Origin of the sequence: Streptomyces daghestanicus, assembly GCF_020521275.1 — a bacterium.
GTDB classification, from domain to species: Bacteria; Actinomycetota; Actinomycetes; order Streptomycetales; family Streptomycetaceae; genus Streptomyces; species Streptomyces griseoviridis.
In genome coordinates this window covers 120,362-140,754 of sequence record NZ_BNDX01000009.1, presented here as the reverse complement: position 1 = coordinate 140,754, position 20,393 = coordinate 120,362, and the positions used below count along the sequence as shown (strand labels likewise).

The 20,393-nt window shown below is 73.2% G+C and carries 18 protein-coding genes; 9 read left to right on the top strand and 9 right to left on the bottom strand.

Annotated features, from left to right (window positions below; all coding sequences use genetic code 11):
* Positions 1-6 precede the first annotated feature (6 nt).
* From Sdagh_RS18730 to pssA, 6 genes are all read left to right on the top strand, one after another.
* The gene (locus Sdagh_RS18730) at positions 7-2,058 is read left to right on the top strand and encodes an ethylmalonyl-CoA mutase (protein ID WP_190077187.1); all 2,052 of its coding nucleotides are present in this window, start codon (positions 7-9) and stop codon (positions 2,056-2,058) included.
* The gene (locus tag Sdagh_RS18725) at positions 2,055-3,017 is read left to right on the top strand and encodes an HpcH/HpaI aldolase/citrate lyase family protein (protein WP_190077188.1); all 963 of its coding nucleotides are present in this window, start codon (positions 2,055-2,057) and stop codon (positions 3,015-3,017) included. The genes Sdagh_RS18730 and Sdagh_RS18725 overlap by 4 nt, the downstream gene beginning before the upstream one ends.
* A gap of 5 nt (positions 3,018-3,022) precedes the next feature.
* Positions 3,023-3,529: a MaoC family dehydratase gene (locus Sdagh_RS18720; RefSeq protein ID WP_189418122.1), complete on the top strand. Its 507-nt coding sequence runs from the start codon at positions 3,023-3,025 to the stop codon at positions 3,527-3,529.
* Positions 3,530-3,533: 4 nt separating this feature from the next.
* Positions 3,534-4,739 carry an acyl-CoA dehydrogenase family protein gene (locus Sdagh_RS18715; protein ID WP_190010560.1) on the top strand — a complete coding sequence of 402 codons (1,206 nt, stop codon included), beginning with the start codon at positions 3,534-3,536 and terminating at the stop codon, positions 4,737-4,739.
* A 173-nt stretch (positions 4,740-4,912) separates the two neighbouring features.
* Positions 4,913-5,569 (top strand): phosphatidylserine decarboxylase, encoded by a 657-nt coding sequence (locus Sdagh_RS18710; protein WP_189418116.1) that lies wholly within the window; start codon positions 4,913-4,915, stop codon positions 5,567-5,569.
* A 70-nt stretch (positions 5,570-5,639) separates the two neighbouring features.
* Complete coding sequence (gene pssA / locus Sdagh_RS18705) at positions 5,640-6,422, top strand: CDP-diacylglycerol--serine O-phosphatidyltransferase (RefSeq protein WP_189418541.1); 783 nt, start codon at positions 5,640-5,642, stop codon at positions 6,420-6,422.
* A gap of 165 nt (positions 6,423-6,587) precedes the next feature.
* On the opposite strand, the gene Sdagh_RS18700 is transcribed toward pssA, so the two are convergent.
* Positions 6,588-7,739 carry a glycerate kinase gene (locus Sdagh_RS18700; RefSeq protein ID WP_226535420.1) on the bottom strand — a complete coding sequence of 384 codons (1,152 nt, stop codon included), beginning with the start codon at positions 7,737-7,739 and terminating at the stop codon, positions 6,588-6,590.
* 121 nt (positions 7,740-7,860) lie between these two features.
* Between Sdagh_RS18700 and Sdagh_RS18695 the strand changes: the two genes are divergently transcribed.
* Positions 7,861-8,355: an NUDIX domain-containing protein gene (locus Sdagh_RS18695; protein ID WP_189418114.1), complete on the top strand. Its 495-nt coding sequence runs from the start codon at positions 7,861-7,863 to the stop codon at positions 8,353-8,355.
* Positions 8,356-8,422: 67 nt separating this feature from the next.
* A complete protein-coding gene (locus tag Sdagh_RS18690) occupies positions 8,423-8,797 on the top strand; it encodes a VOC family protein (protein WP_190077189.1) in 375 nt (124 codons plus the stop codon).
* Between the two features lie 110 nt (positions 8,798-8,907).
* Here Sdagh_RS18690 and Sdagh_RS18685 read toward each other — a convergent pair whose 3' ends face one another.
* From Sdagh_RS18685 to Sdagh_RS18670, 4 genes are all read right to left on the bottom strand, one after another.
* Entirely contained in the window at positions 8,908-9,054 is a 147-nt protein-coding gene (locus Sdagh_RS18685) for a hypothetical protein (protein ID WP_190077190.1), read from the bottom strand.
* A 290-nt stretch (positions 9,055-9,344) separates the two neighbouring features.
* A complete protein-coding gene (locus tag Sdagh_RS18680) occupies positions 9,345-9,839 on the bottom strand; it encodes a methylated-DNA--[protein]-cysteine S-methyltransferase (protein ID WP_190077191.1) in 495 nt (164 codons plus the stop codon).
* 9 nt (positions 9,840-9,848) lie between these two features.
* Positions 9,849-11,321 carry an AlkA N-terminal domain-containing protein gene (locus Sdagh_RS18675; protein ID WP_189418536.1) on the bottom strand — a complete coding sequence of 491 codons (1,473 nt, stop codon included), beginning with the start codon at positions 11,319-11,321 and terminating at the stop codon, positions 9,849-9,851.
* Positions 11,322-11,388: 67 nt separating this feature from the next.
* The gene (locus tag Sdagh_RS18670; protein WP_190077201.1) at positions 11,389-13,320 is read right to left on the bottom strand and encodes a heavy metal translocating P-type ATPase; all 1,932 of its coding nucleotides are present in this window, start codon (positions 13,318-13,320) and stop codon (positions 11,389-11,391) included.
* 83 nt (positions 13,321-13,403) lie between these two features.
* Between Sdagh_RS18670 and Sdagh_RS18665 the strand changes: the two genes are divergently transcribed.
* The gene (locus tag Sdagh_RS18665; RefSeq protein WP_189418110.1) at positions 13,404-13,769 is read left to right on the top strand and encodes an ArsR/SmtB family transcription factor; all 366 of its coding nucleotides are present in this window, start codon (positions 13,404-13,406) and stop codon (positions 13,767-13,769) included.
* On the opposite strand, the gene Sdagh_RS18660 is transcribed toward Sdagh_RS18665, so the two are convergent.
* The 4 genes from Sdagh_RS18660 to Sdagh_RS18645 all read right to left on the bottom strand — a co-directional run bounded on the left by Sdagh_RS18660 (position 13,744) and on the right by Sdagh_RS18645 (position 20,318).
* The gene (locus Sdagh_RS18660; protein WP_189418109.1) at positions 13,744-14,604 is read right to left on the bottom strand and encodes a DUF72 domain-containing protein; all 861 of its coding nucleotides are present in this window, start codon (positions 14,602-14,604) and stop codon (positions 13,744-13,746) included. The genes Sdagh_RS18665 and Sdagh_RS18660 overlap by 26 nt on opposite strands.
* Before the next feature lie 38 nt (positions 14,605-14,642).
* Entirely contained in the window at positions 14,643-18,533 is a 3,891-nt protein-coding gene (locus tag Sdagh_RS18655; RefSeq protein ID WP_190077192.1) for a glycoside hydrolase family 2 TIM barrel-domain containing protein, read from the bottom strand.
* Between the two features lie 116 nt (positions 18,534-18,649).
* Positions 18,650-19,396, bottom strand: coding sequence for an ABC transporter ATP-binding protein (locus tag Sdagh_RS18650; RefSeq protein WP_190077193.1), 747 nt, complete (start codon positions 19,394-19,396; stop codon positions 18,650-18,652).
* On the bottom strand, positions 19,389-20,318 hold the full coding sequence (locus Sdagh_RS18645) for an oligopeptide/dipeptide ABC transporter ATP-binding protein (protein WP_189418527.1): 930 nt from the start codon (positions 20,316-20,318) through the stop codon (positions 19,389-19,391). Before Sdagh_RS18645 ends, Sdagh_RS18650 begins: the two co-directional genes overlap by 8 nt.
* Positions 20,319-20,393 lie beyond the last annotated feature (75 nt).

Here is a 20,393-nt window from a genome sequence, read left to right as displayed (position 1 = left end):
TCGCAGATGACAGAGCGTCAGACCGCGCCGTCGGCGCGGAAGGAAAGGGACCGGCCGTGGCTCATGCGGACCTACGCCGGCCACTCCACCGCCGAGGCGTCCAACGAGCTGTACCGGCGCAACCTCGCCAAGGGGCAGACGGGTCTGTCGGTGGCGTTCGACCTGCCGACGCAGACCGGCTACGACCCGGACCACGTCCTCGCCCGCGGCGAGGTCGGCCGGGTCGGGGTGCCGGTCGCCCACCTCGGTGACATGCGCCGGCTGCTCCAGGACATCCCGCTGGAGCAGATGAACACCTCCATGACCATCAACGCCACCGCCATGTGGCTGCTGGCGCTCTACCAGGTCGTCGCCGAGGAGCAGGGCGCGGACCTCACCCGGCTCCAGGGCACGACGCAGAACGACATCGTCAAGGAGTACCTGTCCCGGGGGACGCACGTCTTCCCCCCGGGCCCCTCCCTGCGCCTGACCACGGACCTGATCGCGTACACGGTCACCCACCTGCCCAGGTGGAACCCGATCAACATCTGCAGCTACCACCTCCAGGAGGCCGGCGCCACGCCGGTGCAGGAGATCGCCTACGCGATGTCCACCGCGATCGCCGTCCTGGACGCCGTCCGCGACAGCGGCCAGGTGCCGCAGGAGCGGATGGGCGACGTGGTCGGCCGGATCTCCTTCTTCGTCAACGCGGGCGTCCGCTTCGTCGAGGAGATGTGCAAGATGCGCGCCTTCGGCCGCATCTGGGACCGGGTCACCCGCGAGCGGTACGGCATCGAGAACCCCAAGCACCGCCGTTTCCGCTACGGCGTCCAGGTCAACTCGCTCGGCCTGACCGAGGCCCAGCCGGAGAACAACGTCCAGCGGATCGTGCTGGAGATGCTGGCCGTCACCCTCTCCAAGGACGCCCGCGCGCGGGCCGTGCAGCTGCCCGCCTGGAACGAGGCGCTGGGGCTCCCCCGCCCCTGGGACCAGCAGTGGTCGCTGCGCATCCAGCAGGTGCTGGCCTACGAGAGCGATCTGCTGGAGTACGGCGACCTGTTCGAGGGGTCGACGGTGGTCGAGGCGAAGGTGGCCGAGCTGGTCGAGCGGGCCGGCGCCGAGATGGACCGCATCGAGGAGATGGGCGGCGCCATGGCCGCCGTGGAGTCCGGCTACCTGAAGTCCCAGCTCGTCGCCTCGCACGCCGCCCGCCGGGCCCGTATCGAGTCCGGCGAGGAGAAGATCATCGGCGTCAACGCCTTCGAGTCCACCGAGCCCAGCCCGCTCACCGCCGACCTGGACACCGCCATCCAGACGGTCGACCCGGAGGTGGAGGAGAGGGTCGTCGCCGCGGTCCGGGAGTGGCGGGAGACCCGCTGGCAGCCGCCGTTCAACCACCCGCGGTGCAGCTCGGCGCTGGACCGGCTGAAGGAGGCGGCGCGCGGCACCGGCAACCTCATGGAGGCCACCCTGGAGTGCGCCCGCTGCGGGGTCACCACCGGCGAGTGGGCCGGGGCGCTGCGCGAGGTGTTCGGCGAGTTCCGGGCACCCACCGGGGTGTCCTCCGCGCCGGTGGCGGTCCCCGCCGAGGAGGGCTCCGCGCTCGCGGACGTCCGCCGCCGGGTCGAGGTGACCGCCCGTGACCTGGGCGTCGGCAAGCTGCGGTTCCTGGTCGGCAAGCCGGGCCTGGACGGCCACTCCAACGGCGCCGAGCAGATCGCCGTACGGGCGCGGGACGCCGGCTTCGAGGTGGTGTACCAGGGCATCAGGCTGACCCCGGAGCAGATCGTGGACGCGGCGCTGGCCGAGGACGTGCACGCGGTCGGGCTGTCCATCCTCTCCGGGTCGCACGCGCGGCTCGTCCCCGACGTGCTGGACCGGCTGCGTGTGGCCGGTGCCACAGAGGTGCCGGTGATCGCCGGTGGCATCATCCCCAGCAGTGACGCCGCGGCGCTGCGCGCAGCCGGAGTGGCCGCGGTCTTCACCCCGAAGGACTTCGACATCACCGGCATCATCGGCCGGATCGTGGACGAGATCCGGCTCGCGAACAAGCTCGACCCCCTGGAGGTCCCCGCATGACAACCGTCGACCGTCTCCGTCCCCGGCGCTCGTGCCTCGCGGTCCCCGGCTCCAACCCGCGCTTCCTGGAGAAGGCCCAGGGCCTCCCGGCGGACCAGGTCTTCCTCGACCTGGAGGACGCCTGCGCGCCGCTGGCCAAGCCCGAGGCCCGGCACACCATCGTCAAGTTCCTCAACGAGGGCGACTGGACCGGCAAGACCCGCGTCGTGCGCGTCAACGACTGGACGACCGAGTGGACGTACCGGGACGTCGTCACGGTGGTCGAGGGCGCGGGCCCGAACCTGGACTGCATCATGCTGCCGAAGGTGCAGGACGCCCGGCAGGTCGTCGCCCTGGACCTGCTGCTGACGCAGATCGAGAAGACGATGGGCTTCGAGGTCGGCAGGATCGGCATCGAGGCGCAGATCGAGAACGCCCGCGGGCTGAACAACGTCAACGAGATCGCCGAGGCCAGCCCCCGGATCGAGACCATCATCTTCGGCCCGGCCGACTTCATGGCGTCCATCAACATGAAGTCACTGGTCGTCGGCGAGCAGCCGCCCGGCTACGGCGCGGACGCCTACCACTACATCCTGATGAAGATCCTGATGGCCGCCCGCGCCAACGACCTCCAGGCGATCGACGGCCCCTACCTCCAGATCAAGAACGTGGACGGCTTCCGCGAGGTCGCCGGCCGCGCCGCCGCCCTCGGCTTCGACGGCAAGTGGGTGCTCCACCCGGGCCAGGTGGAGGCGGCCAACGAGGTGTTCTCCCCCTCCCAGGAGGACTACGACCACGCCGAGCTGATCCTGGACGCGTACGCCTACTACACGTCCGAGGCGGGCGGCAGGAAGGGCTCGGCGATGCTCGGCGACGAGATGATCGACGAGGCCAGCCGCAAGATGGCGCTGGTCATCTCGGGCAAGGGCCGCGCCGCCGGCATGAAGCGCACCTCGGCGTTCGAGATCCCGGAGGACTGAGGGCCATGCAGTTCGGACGCACCTACGAGGAGTTCGAGGTCGGCGCGGTCTACAAGCACTGGCCCGGCAAGACGGTCACCGAGTACGACGACCATCTCTTCTGCCTCCTCACCATGAACCACCACCCGCTCCACCTGGACGCCAACTACGCCGGGAGCACGACCGACTTCGGCAAGAACGTGGTGGTGGGCAACTACATCTACTCCCTGCTGCTGGGCATGTCGGTGCCGGACGTCTCGGGGAAGGCCATCGCCAACCTGGAGATCGAGTCGCTCAGGCACGTGGCACCGACCTTCCACGGCGACACGGTCTACGGCCAGACCACCGTGCTGGACAAGTGGCCCTCGAAGTCCAAGGACGACCGCGGGATCGTGTACGTGGAGACCAAGGGCTACAAGCAGGACGGCACGCTGGTGTGCGTCTTCCGCCGCAAGGTGATGGTGCCCACCGAGACCTACATCACGGCGCGCGGCGGCGAGCAGCCGGGCCGCCCCGAGCTTCAGGAGGGCTGACCCGATGGCACGCCTCGCCCAGACCCACGGCCTCACCGACGTCCAGAAGGAGATCCTCGCCACCGTCCGGGACTTCGTGGACAAGGAGATCATCCCGGTCGCCACCGAGCTGGAGCACCGCGACGAGTACCCGCAGGCCATCGTCGACGGCCTGCGGGAGCTGGGCCTGTTCGGGCTGATGATCCCCGAGGAGTACGGCGGCCTGGGCGAGTCGCTGCTGACGTACGCGCTGTGCGTGGAGGAGATCGCCCGCGGCTGGATGTCCGTCTCCGGCATCATCAACACGCACTTCATCGTGGCGTACATGCTCAAGCAGCACGGCACCCAGGAGCAGAAGGACCACTTCCTGCCCCGGATGGCCGCCGGTGACGTCCGCGGCGCCTTCTCGATGTCGGAGCCGGCGCTCGGCTCGGACGTGTCGGCGATCACCTCCAAGGCGGTCCGGGACGGTGACGAGTACGTCCTGACCGGCCAGAAGATGTGGCTGACCAACGGCGGCACCTCCTCCCTGGTGGCCGTGCTCGTCCGGAGTGACGAGGGTCACCCGGAGGGCACCGCCCCGCACAGGTCGATGACGACCTTCCTGGTGGAGAAGGAACCCGGATTCGGTGAGGTCCGGCCCGGTCTGACCATCCCCGGGAAGATCGACAAGATGGGCTACAAGGGCGTCGACACCACCGAGCTGATCATGGACGGAGTGCGCATTCCGGCCGATCGGGTGCTCGGCGGCACCACCGGCCGGGGTTTTTACCAAATGATGGACGGCGTCGAGGTGGGCCGGGTGAACGTCGCGGCCCGGGGCTGCGGCGTCGCCCAGCGCGCCTTCGAGCTGGGGGTCCGGTACGCCCAGCAGCGGCACACCTTCGGCAAGCCGATCGCCCAGCATCAGGCCATTCAGTTCAAGCTGGCCGAGATGGCTACCAAGGTGGAGGCCGCGCATGCGATGATGGTGAACGCTGCACGCAAAAAGGACTCGGGCGAACGAAACGACCTTGAGGCGGGGATGGCCAAGTACCTCGCGTCGGAGTACTGCAAAGAGGTCGTGGAGGACGCCTTCCGGATCCACGGCGGGTACGGCTTCTCCAAGGAGTACGAGATCGAGCGCCTCTACCGGGAGGCGCCGATGCTGCTGATCGGTGAAGGCACCGCCGAGATCCAGAAAATGATCATCGGCCGCAGACTGCTCGAGGACTATCGATTCCAGGGCTAGATGTCCGGATACGGGGTGTTTTCTTGGAGAAGAAGATCACACCCCGTAGGCGTGTCCCGGCCTCCGACTCGGCTTCCTGGCTTACCCAGTTGTCGGTGAGAGCCGCTACGATCGCGAGAAAGCCGCCGTCCCCCGTTTCCGAAGCGCGGCATCATCCGCTACGAAGGTCATCCATGCCCCACAGCCAAACCTCTGCACCTCGCGACAGCCTCGCCGGCGTACGCCTCGCGCGCGGAGCATCGCCGTGGCTCCTGCCCACTGTCGCGACCGCGGCCGTCAGCCTGGTCCGCGCCCGCCGCTCGGGCGTCGCCAAGGCCGTCGCCGTCCCCGCCACCGCGCTCGCGGCGGGGATGCTGTGGTTCTTCCGCGACCCCGAGCGTGAGATCACCCGGGCCCGGGTCGTCTCGCCCGCCGACGGCGTGGTGCAGAGCATCATGCCGTGGAAGGACGGCCGCACCCGCGTCGCCATCTTCATGAGCCCGCTCAACGTGCACGTCAACCGCGCCCCGCTGGCCGGTGCCGTGACCTCCGTCGAGCACGTGCCCGGTGGCTTCGTTCCCGCCTTCAACAAGGAGAGCGAGAACAACGAGCGCGTCGTCTGGCACTTCGACACCGAGCTCGGCGACATCGAGATGATCCAGATCGCCGGCGCGGTCGCCCGCCGCATCGTCCCCTATGTGCCACAGGGCACCAAGGTCGAGCAGGGTGAGCGGATCGGTCTGATCCGGTTCGGCTCGCGCGTCGACCTCTATCTGCCGGAGGGTGTGGAGGTGGCGGTCGAGGTCGGTCAGAAGACCGTGGCTGGGGTGACTCGCATTGACCGTGATTGATCCGGATACCAAGGCCGGCTGGGTGCCGGAGGCCGCCGACGAGGTCGACGAGGTGTTCGAAGAGGAGGAGATGCCGCTCTCGCTGCGCCTGTCGATAGCGGACACCCTCACCCTCGGCAACGCCACGTGCGGGTTCATGGCGGTGTACTTCACCACCACCGGCATCCTCATCCCGCACCTCCAGGGCAGCCAGGAGACCGGCATGGCGCGGCACAGCGCCGCGACCGCCGTGATCCTGATGCTGTGCGCGGCGGTCTTCGACCTGTTCGACGGCCTGGTCGCGCGCAAGCTGCGGTCCTCGCCGATGGGCGCGGAGCTGGACAACCTCTCCGACCTGATCAGCTTCGGCCTGGCACCGGCGTACTTCGTCCTCGTCTACGGCATGGTCGCGGACGACGCGCACCAGCGGCTGGCGGCGGTCGGGGCGATCGTGGTGCTGCTGGCGGTGGTGCTGCGGCTGGCGAGATTCTCGTGCGTGACGGTGAAGGACGGCACCTTCCAGGGCATGCCGTCGCCGTTCGGGGCACTGACGGTCGTGTCGATCGTGCTGCTGGAGCTGCCGTTCGTGGCGACGGTGCTTGCGATCGTCGGGACGGCCTGGCTGATGGTGAGCCGGGTGGAGTACCCGAAGCCGCGGGGGCGTCTCGCGGTGGCGATGCTGTCGTGGATCGTGCTGTCGATGGGTCTGCTGGCCGGCTGGGCGTTCGACGCGCCGAGCGGACAGCTGCTGCTCCAGACGGGCTGCGCGTTGCAGCTGGTCATGGGCGCGGTGATTCCGCTGTTCGCGACGGCTCGGCGGGTGAACAACTTCCGGGACAATCGGCGGGAGGCGCGGGCAGCGCAATTGCCGTAGCGGCGCGGAGGTTTTTTGGGGGCCTTGGACCGGGGGTCGGTTCGAGGCCCCTTTTCCGTTGCCCGGCGCCACTGCCGAGTCCGCGTTTCCCGCCCACCCGCCTGTGACGGTCGGCTGGAAGCGTGCCGTCACAGGCGGGTGGGTGGGTGGGCGGAGGGCCGGGGGTCAGCTCAGGAAGTCGCGGGCTATGCGCTCCGCGACCCTCTCCAGGATCGGCCCGGCATCCGCGATGCACGTCGCCACGTCCGGCTCGACGTCCGTCAGGGGGTACGCCCGCCGGATGCCCGCCCGTCCCAGCGCCTCGGGCGCCAGCGCCAGCCGGCCGCACACCGCGACGACCTCGCGCCCCGCGGCCCGGGCCGCCGCCGCGACCCCCGCCGGTGCCTTCCCGTGCAGCGTCTGCGCGTCCAGCGAGCCCTCGCCGGTGATCACCAGGTCCGCCCGCTCCAGCGCCGGCGCGAAGCCCAGCACGTCCAGCATGACCTCGATGCCGGGCCGGAACCCGGCCCCCAGCAGCAGCGCCCCGAATCCGATGCCGCCCGCAGCGCCCGCCCCCGGCGCCCCCGCGTACTCGGCGGCCCGCGGGCCCACGGCCTCCTCCAGGACCTTCGCGAAGTGCGCGAGGCCCGCGTCCAGCGTCGCCACGTCGTCCGGCGAGGCACCCTTCTGCGGCCCGTAGACCGCGGCGGCGCCCTTCGGGCCGGTCAGCGGATTGTCGACGTCACTGGCGAGGACCAGCTCCACTGAGGCGAGCCGGGGGTCCAGGCCGGACAGGTCGGCGGAGGCCAGCTCGCCGAGCCCGCCGCCGCCCGGCGTCACCGGCTCCCCGCCCGCGTCCAGGAACCGCGCGCCCAGCGCCGACAGCATGCCCGCGCCGCCGTCCGTGGTGGCACTGCCGCCGACCCCGAACACGAGGGTGCGGGCCCCCGCGTCCAGCGCGGCCCGCAGCAGTTCCCCGGAGCCGTACGTGGACGCCGTCAGCGGGGCGAAGACACCGGCCGGCAGCCGCTGCAACCCGCTGGCCTCGGCCATCTCCACGACCGCGGTGCCGTCGCGCAGCGCGAACGCCGCCGTCACCTCCGCGCCCAGCGGCCCGGCGACCCGTACCTCCCGGCGTTCGAACCCGGCCGCGACCGCCGCGGCGACCGTGCCGTCCCCGCCGTCGGCCACCGGCAGCGCCTCGACCCGCACGCCGGGGACGACGCGGCGCAGCCCCGCCGTCACCCGCTCGGCGACCTCGACGGCCGTCAGCGACCCCTTGAACTTGTCCGCGGCGACGAGGACCCGCCGGTTCCCGTCCACAGCAGCGTCAGCCACCCTGCACTCCCCTTGCTCTCGGGCCTTGCGCACGTCAGCGCACGTCAAGGCAGTCGCGCCGCAGTGACCTTAACCGGCCCGTGCCCTCCCCGTCATGCCCCCGGCCGCTACCCTGCGGGGGATGACCACCATGGATTACGCCACGTACATCGCCGGTCTCCCCCGCGTCCTGGCCGGTGCCGCCGCCCTGTTCCGGGACGCCGGGGGACGGGTCCTGCTCGTCGAGCCCAACTACCGCGAGGGCTGGGCGCTGCCCGGCGGGACCGTCGAGTCCGACGAGGGGGAGACGCCCCGGGAGGGCGCGCGCCGGGAGACGGCCGAGGAGATCGGCCTCGACGTCACCCTGGGCCGGCTGCTCGCGGTGGACTGGGTGCACGGGACGGACCGGCCGCCGATCGTGGCGTACCTGTACGACGGCGGGGTCCTCACCGAGGACGACCTCAAGGCGATCCGGCTCCAGGAGGAGGAGCTGCTGTCCTGGCGGCTGGTGCCCCGGGAGGAGCTGTCCGCGCATCTGCTCGGCGCCACGCTCGGCCGGGTGCTGGCGGCGCTGGACGTCCTCGCGGACGGCTCGGGCACGGCGGAGCTGGAGAACGGCCGCCGGGTCGACCGCTGACGGGCCGGGCGGCGGGGCCGCCGTAAACCCGGTGCGGGAGGCCGCCGGGTGGCCCACAATCCTCGGCATGACCTCAGCGATACGCCACACGACCATCGACAGTACCGACGCCTACCGTCTCGGCCTCTTCTGGTCCGAGGTGCTCGGGCAGCCCTTGCAGCCGGAGGATCTCCCAGGTGATCCGGAGGTCCTGATCGCGGGTGCCGGGCTGCTGTTCGTGACGGTGCCCGAGCCCAAGACGGCCAAGAACCGCGTGCACCTCGACCTCCAGCCCCAGGACCGCACCCGGGACGAGGAGGTCGAGCGGCTGCTCGCCCTGGGCGCCCGGCTGGTCGACGACCGCCGCAACCCCGACGGGACCGGCTGGGCCGTGCTCGCCGACCCCGAGGGCAACGAGTTCTGCGTGGAGCGCAGCGAGGCGGAGCGCGCCGCCACGGCCTAGCCGAGTCCGCCATGGCTGGGCTCGGTGGAGCGGTGGTGCGCCGAGCTCACGCGTCCACCGCTCCGTCCAGGCACTCGAACGCGTGATCCGTTCCTGGCGCGCCGCGTCCGCTAGTAGGGCCTCGGCGTGTACGCGGCGGTGGGGGTCTTCGACCCGGGGTTGTCGATGACGGCCACCGTGGCCACCGCGCCGACGGCGAGGGCCGCCGCGACGAGACCGCCGATGAGGGCGCCGAGCTTCCGGCGAGTGGTGCGCATGTCCGTGTCCTTTCGTCAGGGGTCCCGGGAGGGCGCTCCGGGCGGTCTCAGTCTCACGCTCCGCGGCGCGGCGCGGGGCGCTCCGGGCGGCCCCGCTGCCCGAAGTACCGGACGAACCGCCCGTTCACCCGTTCACCCATGTCCGGACGTGCCCGACACGCCTCGGCGAGTGATCCGGTGGAAGGACCGTGCACCCGCGCGACCACCGCCGTCTGTCTCGCCGTCCTCGGTGTGGAGTGCGTGACGCGGCCTCTCAGGCCCGGCCGGCGACGAATCTCCGGCTCAGGCCGCTAGAAGAGGGCCGCCGGTTCCGGTCCGCCGCGTTCGAGGTCGAGGAGCCGGCGCTTGCGGTCGAGGCCGCCGCCGTAGCCGGTGAGCCCGCCGCTCGCGCCGATGACCCGGTGGCAGGGGACGATGACGCCGACCGGGTTGCGGCCGTTGGCGAGGCCGACGGCCCGGGAGGCGGCGGGGTTGCCGAGGGCGGCGGCCAGTTCGCCGTAGGTGCGGGTCTCGCCGTAGGGGATGGTCCGCAGGTGGTCCCAGACGGTGCGCTGGAAGGGTGTGCCGTGCAGGCGCAGGGGCACGGTGAACTCCTTCAGGGTCCCCGCGAAGTAGGACTCCAGCTGGTCGAGGACGGCGCCGAACGGGGTGGCGTCGCGGACGCCGAAGGTCTCCTCGGGCGGGCGGTGGCGCTGGCCGGTCATGTAGAGGCCGCACAGGACGCCGTCGTCGGCGACCAGGGTGAGGGGGCCGTAGGGGCTGTCGGTGACGGTGTGCTGTTTCATGCCGGCTCCTCAGACGGGCAGGACGTTGATGGGGTGGTCGTCGGTCGCCCACAGGTACTGGACGGCGTACGCCCGCCAGGGCCGCCAGCGGTCCGCGCGGGCGGTGAGCGCGGCGGGGGTCGAGGGCAGGCCGAGGGCCTGGGCGGCGCGGCGGACGCCGAGGTCGGTGGGGAGGAAGGCGTCGGGGTCGCCGAGGGCGCGCAGGGCGATGACGTCGGCGGTCCAGGGGCCGAAGCCGGGCAGGGCGAGGAGCCGTGCCCGGGTGGCCGGCCAGTCGCTGTCGACGCCGAGGGTGAGGGTGCCGCCGGCGAGGTGGCGGACGAGGGTGGTGAGGGTCGCGCGTCGGGTGCGGGGCATGGCGAGGGTGGCGGGGTCGACGTCCGCGAGCGCCTCCGGGACGGGGAAGAGGTGGGTCAGGCCCCCCTCGGGGTCGTCGACCGGGTCGCCGTGGGCGGTGACCAGGCGGGCGGCGTGGGTGCGGGCGGCGGCCGTGGAGACCTGCTGGCCGAGGACGGCGCGGACGGCGAACTCGGCCTCGTCGACGGTGCGCGGCACGCGGCGGCCGGGTGCCTTGTCGACCAGGGGGGCGAGGACCGGGTCGGTGCGCAGCTGGCCGTCGACGGCGGCCGGGTCGGCGTCCAGGTCGAGCAGCCGGCGGCAGCGGCTGATGGCGACGGGCAGGTCGCGCAGGTCGGTGAGGGTGAGGCGGCAGGCGATGTGGCCGGGGGCGGGGGTCAGCGCGGCGATGCCGTGGCCGTGCGGGAGGCGGAGGGTGCGGCGGTAGGCACCGTCCCGCCATTCCTCGACGCCGGGGACGGCGGTCGCGGCGAGATGACCGAAGACGTTGTCCGGGGTGAACGGGGTGCGGAACGGCAGGCGCAGGGTGAGGGCGCCGCCCGCGCCCCGGCCGGTGCCGGGCCCGGGGGCGCGGGCGCGCAGTTCGCCGGGGGTGAGGGCGTAGACCTCGCGGACGGTGTCGTTGAAGGTGCGGATCGAGGCGAACCCGGCGGCGAAGGCGATCTCGGCCATCGGCAGTGCCGTCGTCTCGATCAGCAGGCGGGCGGTCTGGGCGCGCTGGGCGCGGGCCAGGGCGAGGGGGCCCGCGCCCAGCTCGGCGAGGAGTTCGCGTTCGATCTGCCGGGTGCTGTAGCCGAGCCGGGCGGCGAGGCCGGGCACGCCCTCGCGGTCGACCACCCCGTCCGCGATCAGCCGCATGGCGCGGGCGGTGAGGTCGGCGCGCCGGTTCCACTCCGGTGAGCCGGGGGCGGCGTCGGGGCGGCAGCGTTTGCAGGCCCGGAAGCCGGCCTGCTGGCAGGCGGCCGCGCTCGGCAGGAAGGTCATGTTCTCCGGCTTCGGCGGCACCACCGGGCAGCTCGGTCGGCAGTAGATGCCGGTCGTCAGGACGGCCGTGTAGAACCAGCCGTCGAACCGCGCGTCCTTGGACCGCACGGCGCGGACACAGCGCTCGGTGTCGGTGTGCATTCCCCTTCGCATGGGTCCAGCATCACGCACCGCGCCCGGCCGTTCTGGCGGGAATCCGACATCGCGCTCACGCTTCCTGCGGTGTTCCGGATCGCCAGGCGGACTCGCGCAGCAGGCGGAGCCCGTTCAGGCCGACCAGGACGGTCGATCCCTCGTGTCCCGCGACGCCGAGCGGCAGCGGCAGGTGGCCGATGAGGTCCCACAGCACCAGGACGGTGATGCAGGTGCCCGCGATGACCAGGTTCTGCCGGACGAGCCGGCGGGCGGTGCGGGAGAGCCGGACGACGGCCGGTACGGCGGTCAGCTCGTCGCGGACGACGACCGCGTCCGCCGTCTCCAGCGCGAGGTCCGAGCCCGCGCGGCCCATGGCGACGCCGGCGTGGGCGGCGGCCAGGGCGGGCGCGTCGTTGACGCCGTCCCCGACGAACAGCACCTTGCGGCCGGCCTCCTGGAGGCCGCGTACGGCGGTGACCTTGTCCTCGGGGAAGAGGTCGGCGCGGACCTCGGTGAGGCCGGTGGCCTCGGCGACGCGGGCGGCGGCGCGGGCGTTGTCGCCGGTCAGGAGGGTCGGGGCGGTGCCGGTGAGGGCGGTGAGCGCGGCGGTGGCCCCGGCGGCGTCGGGGCGCAGCCGGTCGGTGAGGACGAGGGTGCCGACGGGGACGCCGTCGCGGGTGACCGTCACGGTGGTGGCGTCGTCGGCGGCGGTCCGAGCCCGGCCCACGTCCACCGTGCGGCCGGCGACGGTGGCCGTCACACCGCGGCCGGGGGTGGCGGTGAAGTCCCCGGCGGGAGCCAGGGTGAGGCCGCGGGCGCGGGCTGCGGCGACGACGGCGCGGCCCAGCGGGTGCTCGCTGGGCACCTCGGCGGCGGCGGCGAGCGCGAGCAGGGCGTCCTCGTCGAGGCCGGCGGCGGGCAGCGGGCGTACGGCGGTGACCTCGGGAGTGCCCTCGGTGAGGGTGCCGGTCTTGTCCAGAGCGGTGGCGTCGATCTCGCCGAGCCGTTCCATGGCGACCGCCGACTTCACCAGGACGCCGTGCCGGCCGGCGTTGGCGATGGCGGACAGCAGCGGCGGCATGGTGGCGAGGACGACCGCGCAGGGCGAGGCGACGATCATGAAGGTCATGGCGCGCAGCAGGGCGTCGGCGAGGGAGGCGCCGAAGGCGAGCGGGACGCCGAAGACGGCGAGGGTGGCGAGGACCACGCCGACCGCGTAGCGCTGCTCGATCCTCTCGATGAACAGCTGGGTCGGCGCCTTGGTGCGGGACGCCTCCTCGACCAGGGCGACGATCCGGGCGATGACCGAGTCGGCCGGGTCGCGGCCGACGCGGACGCGCAGGGCGCCGGTGCCGTTGAGGGTGCCGGCGAAGACGTCGTCGCCGGGGGTCTTCAGGACGGGCAGGGACTCGCCGGTGATGGTGGCCTGGTCGACCTCGCCGGTGCCGTCGAGGACCGTGCCGTCGGCGCCGATCCGCTCGCCGGGGCGGACCAGGAGCAGGTCGCCGACGGCGAGGCCGGAGGTCGGGACGGTCTCCTCGGTGCCGTCCTCGCGGACCCGGGTGGCGGTGGCGGGCGCGAGGTCGAGCAGGCCGCGGACGGAGTCGGCGGTGCGGGCGGTGGCCAGGGCCTCCAGGGCGCCGGAGGTGGCGAAGATGACGATCAGCAGGGCGCCGTCGAGGACCTGTCCGATGGCCGCCGCGCCCAGCGCCGCGACGATCATCAGCAGATCGACGTCCAGGGTCTTCTCGCGCAGTGCCCGCAGGCCCTCCAGGGCGGGTTCCCAGCCGCCGGCGGCGTAGGCGAGGGCGTAGAGCGGGCCGTAGGCCCAGGCCGGGGTGCCGGTCAGGTCGAGGGTGAGGGCGGCCAGGAACGCGAGCAGGGAGACGAGCGCCCAGCGGGCCTCGGGCAGGGCGAGCACGCGGGTACGGCGGCCGGGCGCCGGGCGGCGGGGCGTCGTCGCGGGCGCGGTGGGGGCAAGGGTGGTGGACACGCCGCACACCATACAGGAACACATGAAGACTCATTCATTCGTTCATTCGTTCATGCGTTCCCGGCCGGGCCGGACGTGGTGCGTAGGATGGCCGCATGGGTCACGGAGCCGCCATCACCGCGCAGGACGCCGCCCGCGTGCGTCTGGACGCGGACAACGTCGCCAAGGTCGCCACCACGCTCCAGGCCCTGTCCACCCCGTCCCGGCTGCTGATCCTGGCCCGGCTGCGCGAAGGGCCGCTGCCCGCGACCGAGTTGGCGGCGGAGGTCGGCATGGAGCAGTCGGCGTGCTCGCACCAGCTGCGGCTGCTGCGCAACCTCGGCCTGGTGGTGGGCGAGCGGCGCGGCCGGTCCGTCGTCTACGCGCTGCACGACGACCACGTGGCCGAACTCCTCGACCAGGCCGTCTACCACGTGGAGCACCTGCGGCTGGGGATCAGCGACTCGGAACCGGCTCGCTGAGCAGGTCGCGCATGGTCTCGGCGGCGCGCACGGCCGCGTCCGCGCAGCAGTTGTTGAACAGCACGTGCAGTTCGTCGGCCTGCCCGGCCGCGCGCCGCAGCCGGGGCACCCACGCGGCGAGTTCGCTCACGTCGTAGGCGTACCGGAAGCGGTCCTCCTTGCTGCCCCTCCCCCACTGCGGGCTGCGGCCGTGGAACCGGACGACGGCCAGGGAGCGGGCGGTGACCGGCAGGACGGGCGGCAGCGAGCCGGGCAGGTCCTGCGCCATATCGACGCCGACCGCGCTCGCGCCGAGGCGGGTGAGCAGCGCGGCGGTGGCGTCCGCCCGGTCCGCCGCCCACCATCCCGGGTGCCGGAACTCCACGGCGAGCGGCCACCCGGCCGTGCGCCCGGCGCACTCCGCGAGGGTCTCCTCGGCGCCGGCGCCGGGCGCGAACCAGGGCGGGAACTGGAACAGCACGGCACCGAGCCGCCCGGCCGCGCGCAGCGGCTCGACGGCGTACGCGAACCGCTTCCACACCTCGTCGAGGAGGGCCGGGCCCCGCTCGGCGTCCCGCAGGTCGGCGGGGAGCGCCTCGGGCCGGGTGGGGTGCCCGGTCAGCAGCGAGAACGCCTTCACGTCGAAGCGGAAGCCGTCCGGGGTGCGCTCCACCCACAGCTCGCTGTTGCGGCGGCTGGGCAACGCGTAGTACCCGGAGTCCACTTCGACGACGGGCAGCCGGGAGGCGTAGTGCCGCAGCCGCCCCTCGGCGTCCCGTCGCCCGCGTGGATACCAGCCGCTCGTGACGAGCTGCCGGTCCGTCCAGGAACACGCTCCCACCCGTACGTCACCCATGGGAGCCCGGCTGCCCGGACTCCCCGCTCCTCATGCGGCTATGAGGTGGCCGTGGGCCGGCGGGCGGCCGTCATCGCCTCCCGTACGTCGGTGATCGGACGCAGCCGGTAGGCGTAGGCGTAGTCCCGGTCGGCGAAGAGTTTGAACTCGTCGTGGGTGTGGGCGCCCCAGCTGTTGTCGCCGCCGACGCCCATCTGGCGGTGGTTCAGGCGCAGGACGACCGCGTCCCTCGGGGTGAGCTGGTAGTCGTGCCGCACCCCGGCCGAGAGGTCCTCGGGCGTGAAGTGGGAGGCGTTGACCTCCAGCAGGGGTTCGCCGGTGGCGAGCAGTCCGGCACCGGAGCGGTCGGTGAGCGCCACCCAGCGGACGTCGGTCTTGTTGCCGTTCTCCTGCGGGCGGATGTACCCGGACCACTGCCCGGCGACGGTTCCGGAGTACCGGCCCACGTCGGTCCCGGTGTTGCGGTCCCAGTGGTTCTCCTCGGGGCCGCGCCCGTACCAGTGGAGCCGGTCCAGGCGGCGCGGCAGGAACAGCAGGCTGCCGACCTCCGGGATGTACGGCAGGTTCGCGGCGCCCGGGCGCAGGGTGTGGCCGACCTTGATCTCGCCGTTGCCGAAGACCGTGTAGGTGGTGGTGTACGCGGACTCCGTCGTGGTCGGCAGGGTGCCGGTGACCTCGATCTCGACGGCCCGGTCGCCGGTCGTCCGGACCCGGACGCCGGTGACCTCGCGCCGGGCGCCCGCGTCGCGCCAGGTCCGGTTGCGGGTGTGCTGCCCGTTGCCGTGGTCGTTGTCGGTGGGCGCCCGCCAGTAGTTGGGCACGGGGCCGGAGGTGAGCAGCCGCATGCCGCGCGCCCGGTAGGCGGTGATGAGGCCGCTGCGCCGGTCGACGGTGACGGTGAAGTCCTCGCCGTCGACGGTGATCTCGTCGTCGTCCTCGTCGAGGTCGAGGGCCGGCACCCGGTCCAGGGGTACGGGGGTGACGGCGGGGACGGCCGCGTCGACGGGGAGCTGGACGCGGGCCACCTCGAAGCCTGCCTTCGCCCAGGGGAGGTCCTCCCTGGTGGTGAAGGAGAGCTGGAGGAAGTACTCGGTGCCGGGCGCCGGGCCGTCCGGCAGCCGGACCGGGAGGGTGATGTCCTTTCTGCTCAGGGGCGCGACGGCGAGCTGGTCGCGGGTCAGCCGGCCGTGCCGGACGACCTCGCCGTCGGCGACCAGTTCCCAGCGGGCGCCGAACTCGCGCAGATCGGTGAAGAGGTACTCGTTGACCAGGGTCACCGCGCCGGGGCCGCCGGACCGCCGCCGTACGTCGATCGCCTGGTAGACGCGTTTGACCTCGGCGGCCTTGCCGGTGTGGCGGCGGTCGGCGGTGATCAGGCCGTCCGCGACGAAGGCGCCGTCGTTGGGGTTGTCGCCCCAGTCGCCGCCGTACGCGAGGAAGGTCTTCCCCTCGGGCCGTTCCCGGTCGGCGCCGGCGGTGGCGGCGTCGAACCAGAAGCGCACGCCGTCGTCGCCGGGTGAGCGGTCGTCGGCGGCGAGTTCGGCGGCGGTCAGGGCACGGGCGTAGACCCGGGCGCGGCGGATCGTGCCGCTGAACTCGCGGGTCGGGTTGTCGGCGTCGGTGGCGAGCCCGAGCGGCGCGGTGTTCACCTCGGGCCGCCGGGTGGTGGCGCGGGTGGCGCGGACCGTGCCGTCGACGTACAGGGCGAGGGTGCCCGCGCCGGCGTCGAAGACCCCGGCGACATGGTGCTCGCGGCCGGTCCAGTCGTCCGGCAGCGCCCAGGTGGCGGTGATCCACTGCCCGCCGGAGTAGAGGAAGAACTCCAGCGTCCCGCCGTTCTGCTTCAGGGCGTACTGGGTGTCGCCCTTGGCCACGATCGGCTGGTGGTAGCCGAGGAAGCGCGGGGTGATCCACGCCTCCAGGGTGAGGGAGCCGGTGAGGTCCAGGCCCGGATCACGGGCGAAGAGGGTGCCGCCGGACAGGCCGGCGCCGGGGTCGAAGGTGCCGCTGGGGTTGACGACCTCGCCGCGCAGCCGGCCGGGGCCGGTCTCCCGCAGCAGGATGCGGTCGGGGACCGGCCAGGTCAGCGACTGGTCGACGAAGTCCCAGATCCAGCCGCCCTGGAGGACGTCGTGGGCGCGGACGACGTCCCAGTACTTCTTGAAGTTGCCGGTCGAGTTCCCCATCGAGTGGGCGTACTCGATCATCACGTACGGCCGGGTGTCGGAGGTGTCCTTCGCCCGCTGCTCGACCCGTTGCGGGGTGTCGTACATCTCGGAGCGGATGTCGCTGATGCCGGGGCGGTCGTCGCCCTCGTACTGGATGACGCGGGTGGGGTCGTAGGAGCGGATCCAGTCGTGCATGGCGGTGAAGGCGGAGCCGGTGCCGGCCTCGTTGCCGAGCGACCAGATGACCACCGAGGGGTGGTTCTTGTCGCGGTGCACCATGTTCTGGGCGCGGGCCACGCACGCGGCGGTCCACTCGGGGTGGGAGCCGGGGTACTCCTCGCGGATGCCGTGGGTCTCCAGGTTGGTCTCGTCGACGAGGTAGAGGCCGTACTCGTCGGCGAGTTCGTACCACAGGGGGTTGTTCGGGTAGTGCGAGGTGCGGACGCTGTTGATGTTCATCCGCTTGATGAGGGTGATGTCCCGCACCAGGTCCTCGCGGGTGAGGGCGGTGCCGCGGTCGGGGTGCATCTCGTGGCGGTTGGTGCCGCGCAGGGAGACCGGCTTGCCGTTGATCCGCATCAGGCCGTCCCGCAGGGCGAACTCGCGGAAGCCGACCCGGTGGGAGAGGGTCTCGGTCACCTTCCCCGAGGGATCGCGCAGCCGCAGCACGGCCGTGTAGAGGTACGGGTGCTCGGCCGACCAGAGTCTCGGCGCCGGGACGGCCTTGGCCGAGCGGACGGTGACGTCCTGGCCGGCGGCGGCCGTGGCGAGGTCGGCGGTGGCCGTCAGCGGCCGGGACCAGACGGCGTGGCCGCGGGTGTCGTAGAGCTGGGTCTCCACGGTGTACCGGCCCGCGTCGGCGCCGCCGTACGCCCGGACGTGCGCGGTGACGGCGAGTTCGGCGTCGTCGTAGGTGTCGTTCAGCGGGGTGTCCAGCCGGAAGTCGCGCAGGTGCACGGCGGGGGTGGAGTAGAGGTGGACCGAGCGGAAGATGCCGCTCAGCCGGATCATGTCCTGGTCCTCCAGCCAGTCGCCGTCGGCGTAGCGGTACACCTCGACGGCGATCTGGTTGGTGCCGGGCTTCAGGTGGTCGGTGATGTCGTACTCGGAGGGCGTGTAGGAGTCCTCGTCGTACCCGGCGAGTTCGCCGTTGATCCACACGTAGTGCGCGGACTTGACGCCCTCGAAGTGGAGGAAGGTGCGGCGGCCGGACCAGTCGCGGGGGACGCTGAAGGTACGGCGGTACTGGCCGACGGGGTTGTGCCGGGTGGGCGCGGCCGGGGGGCGGGGTTCCTCGCCCCGGCCGTTGGGGCCCCAGTAGGGGTAGGTGATGTTCAGGTAGATCGGGCGGTCGTGGCCGTGCAGCTGCCAGACCGAGGGGACCGGGATGGTGCCCCAGTCGCCGTCGTCGAGGTCGGTGCGGTGGAAGTCCGCGTCCCGGTCCTCGGGGCGGTCGGCGTAGGCGAACTTCCAGGTGCCGTCGAGGGAGAGGCGGTACGGGGAGTCGGTGCGGTCGGCCGCGAGGGCCTGCCGGACGTCCCGGTACGGCATGAGGGTGGTGTGCGGCGGCTCGGTGCCGACCCGGAAGACACCGAAGTCGTTCCACTCCGGGGCGGCGTCGGGGCCGGCCGCGCGGGGGGCGGCGGCGCGGGCGGCCGGTGACGACAGGGCGAGCGCGCCGAGGACGGCGGCGCCGCCCTCCAGCAGCCGGCGGCGGCTGACGACCGGCGGCGCGGCGGGGGAAACAGGCGGGTGCGGCATGACCGTGGCCTTCCGTTGATTCGGGGGGCGGCTCAACGCACGGTGCGCGAACGGCAGTTGCGGTGGTGGGGCATGGCGACTGCCGGTGAGGGAGCGGTTACTGAAACACGGTCACCCTAGGACCCGGACACAACCGAATCAATCACCCTGTCGGAATGTGTGGGGTCTTGAGGAGACTGGTTCCGCGTCCCGTCGGCCGCCCCGGCGGCCGTCCAGCCGGGCGCCCAGTCGACCGTGCGGTCGCACCAGCGCTCCAGCAGCACCCGGTCGTGGCCCACCGCCAGCAGGCCCGCGCCGGTGGCGGCGCGGTACTCCTCGACCACGGCGACCAGCGCGGCGGTGGTGGAGGCGTCGAGCATCGCGGTCATCTCGTCGCACACCAGCCAGCGCGGGCGCAGCACCAGGGCGCGGGCCAGGCAGGCCCGCTGGAGCTGGCCGTCGCTGACCTCGTGCGGGCGGCGGGCCGGCAGATCGCCGGTGAGGCCGACCGCGGCGGCCAGTTCGGGGACCCGCCGCGCCACCTCGGCGCGGCGGCCGGTGGCCCGCAGCGGCTCCGCGATCAGGTCGGCCAGCCGGAGCCGGGGGTCGGCGGCCTGCCGGGCCTGCTGGAAGACGACGCCGAAGGCGGTGCGCAGGTCGCGCGGCGCGCGGTGCCGCCAGCGGCGTACCGGCTCGCCGTCCACGGTGACGGTGCCCGCGTCCGGCCGGTGCAGCAGGGCGGCGACCCGGGCGAGGGTGGACTTGCCGCAGCCGCTGGGGCCGAGCAGGCCGACCGCCTCACCGGGCGCGACGGTCAGGGAGACGTCCCGCAGGACGGGGGCGTCCCGGGTGTATCCGGCGGTGACCGAGCGCAGGTCAAGCACGGGTGGCCTCCGGGGCGGCGGGGTGCGGGTGGTGGCAGGCGACCGGGTCGGCGGGTCCCGGCGGGGTGGCGCAGCGGTCGGTGGCGCGGGCGCAGCGGGCGGCGAAGGCGCAGCCGGCGGGCAGGTCGGTCAGCTCCGGGGGCAGGCCGGGGATGGGGGTGAAGGCGCGGTCGGGCAGGGCCTGGAGCAGGCCCCGGCTGTAGGGGTGGCGGGGGCCGGGAGCGCCGAAAAAGGCGGCGGCGTCGGCGAGTTCGACGACGCGGCCCGCGTACATGACGGCGACGCGGTCGGCGACACGGGCGGCGGCGGCCAGGTCGTGGGTGATCATCAGCAGGGCCCGGCCGGTGCCGTCCGGACCGGCGTCGACGTGGCGGCGCAGGGCGTCGACGGTGTGGTCCACCAGGTCGCGGTCGAGGCCGGTGGTCGGCTCGTCCGCGAGCAGCAGGGGCGCGTCGCCGACCAGGGCGAGGGCGGTGGCGGCGCGCTGGGCGAGGCCGCCGGACAGTTCGTGCGGGTGGCGGTCGAGGTGCCCTGCGGGGAACGCGGCACGGGCGGCGGCGGCCTCGGCGGCGGCGCGGCGGGCGGTACGGCCCCGGACGCCGGTCAGGGCCGCGACGGTCTCCGACAGGTGGGAGCGGACGGTGCGGACGGGGGTGAGGTGGGCGGCCGGGCTCTGCGGGACCAGGCCGATCCGGCGGCCCCGTACGGTGCGGGCGAGGGTGCGCTCGTCGGCGGTGAGCAGGTCCAGGTCGCCGAGGAGGGCGGAGCCGGTGGTGCGGGCGTTGCCGGGGAGCAGGCCGAGGAGGGCGGAGGTCAGCACGGACTTGCCGCAGCCGCTCTCGCCGATCAGGGCGAGGCACTCGCCGGGCCGCACGTCGAAGCGGACGTCGGTGACGGCGGCGACGCGCCGTCCGCCGGGCATCAGGAACCGCACGGTGAGGCCGCGGACGGAGAGGACGGGGGCGGTCGGCGCGTCCGGCGCGTCCGGCGCGTCCGG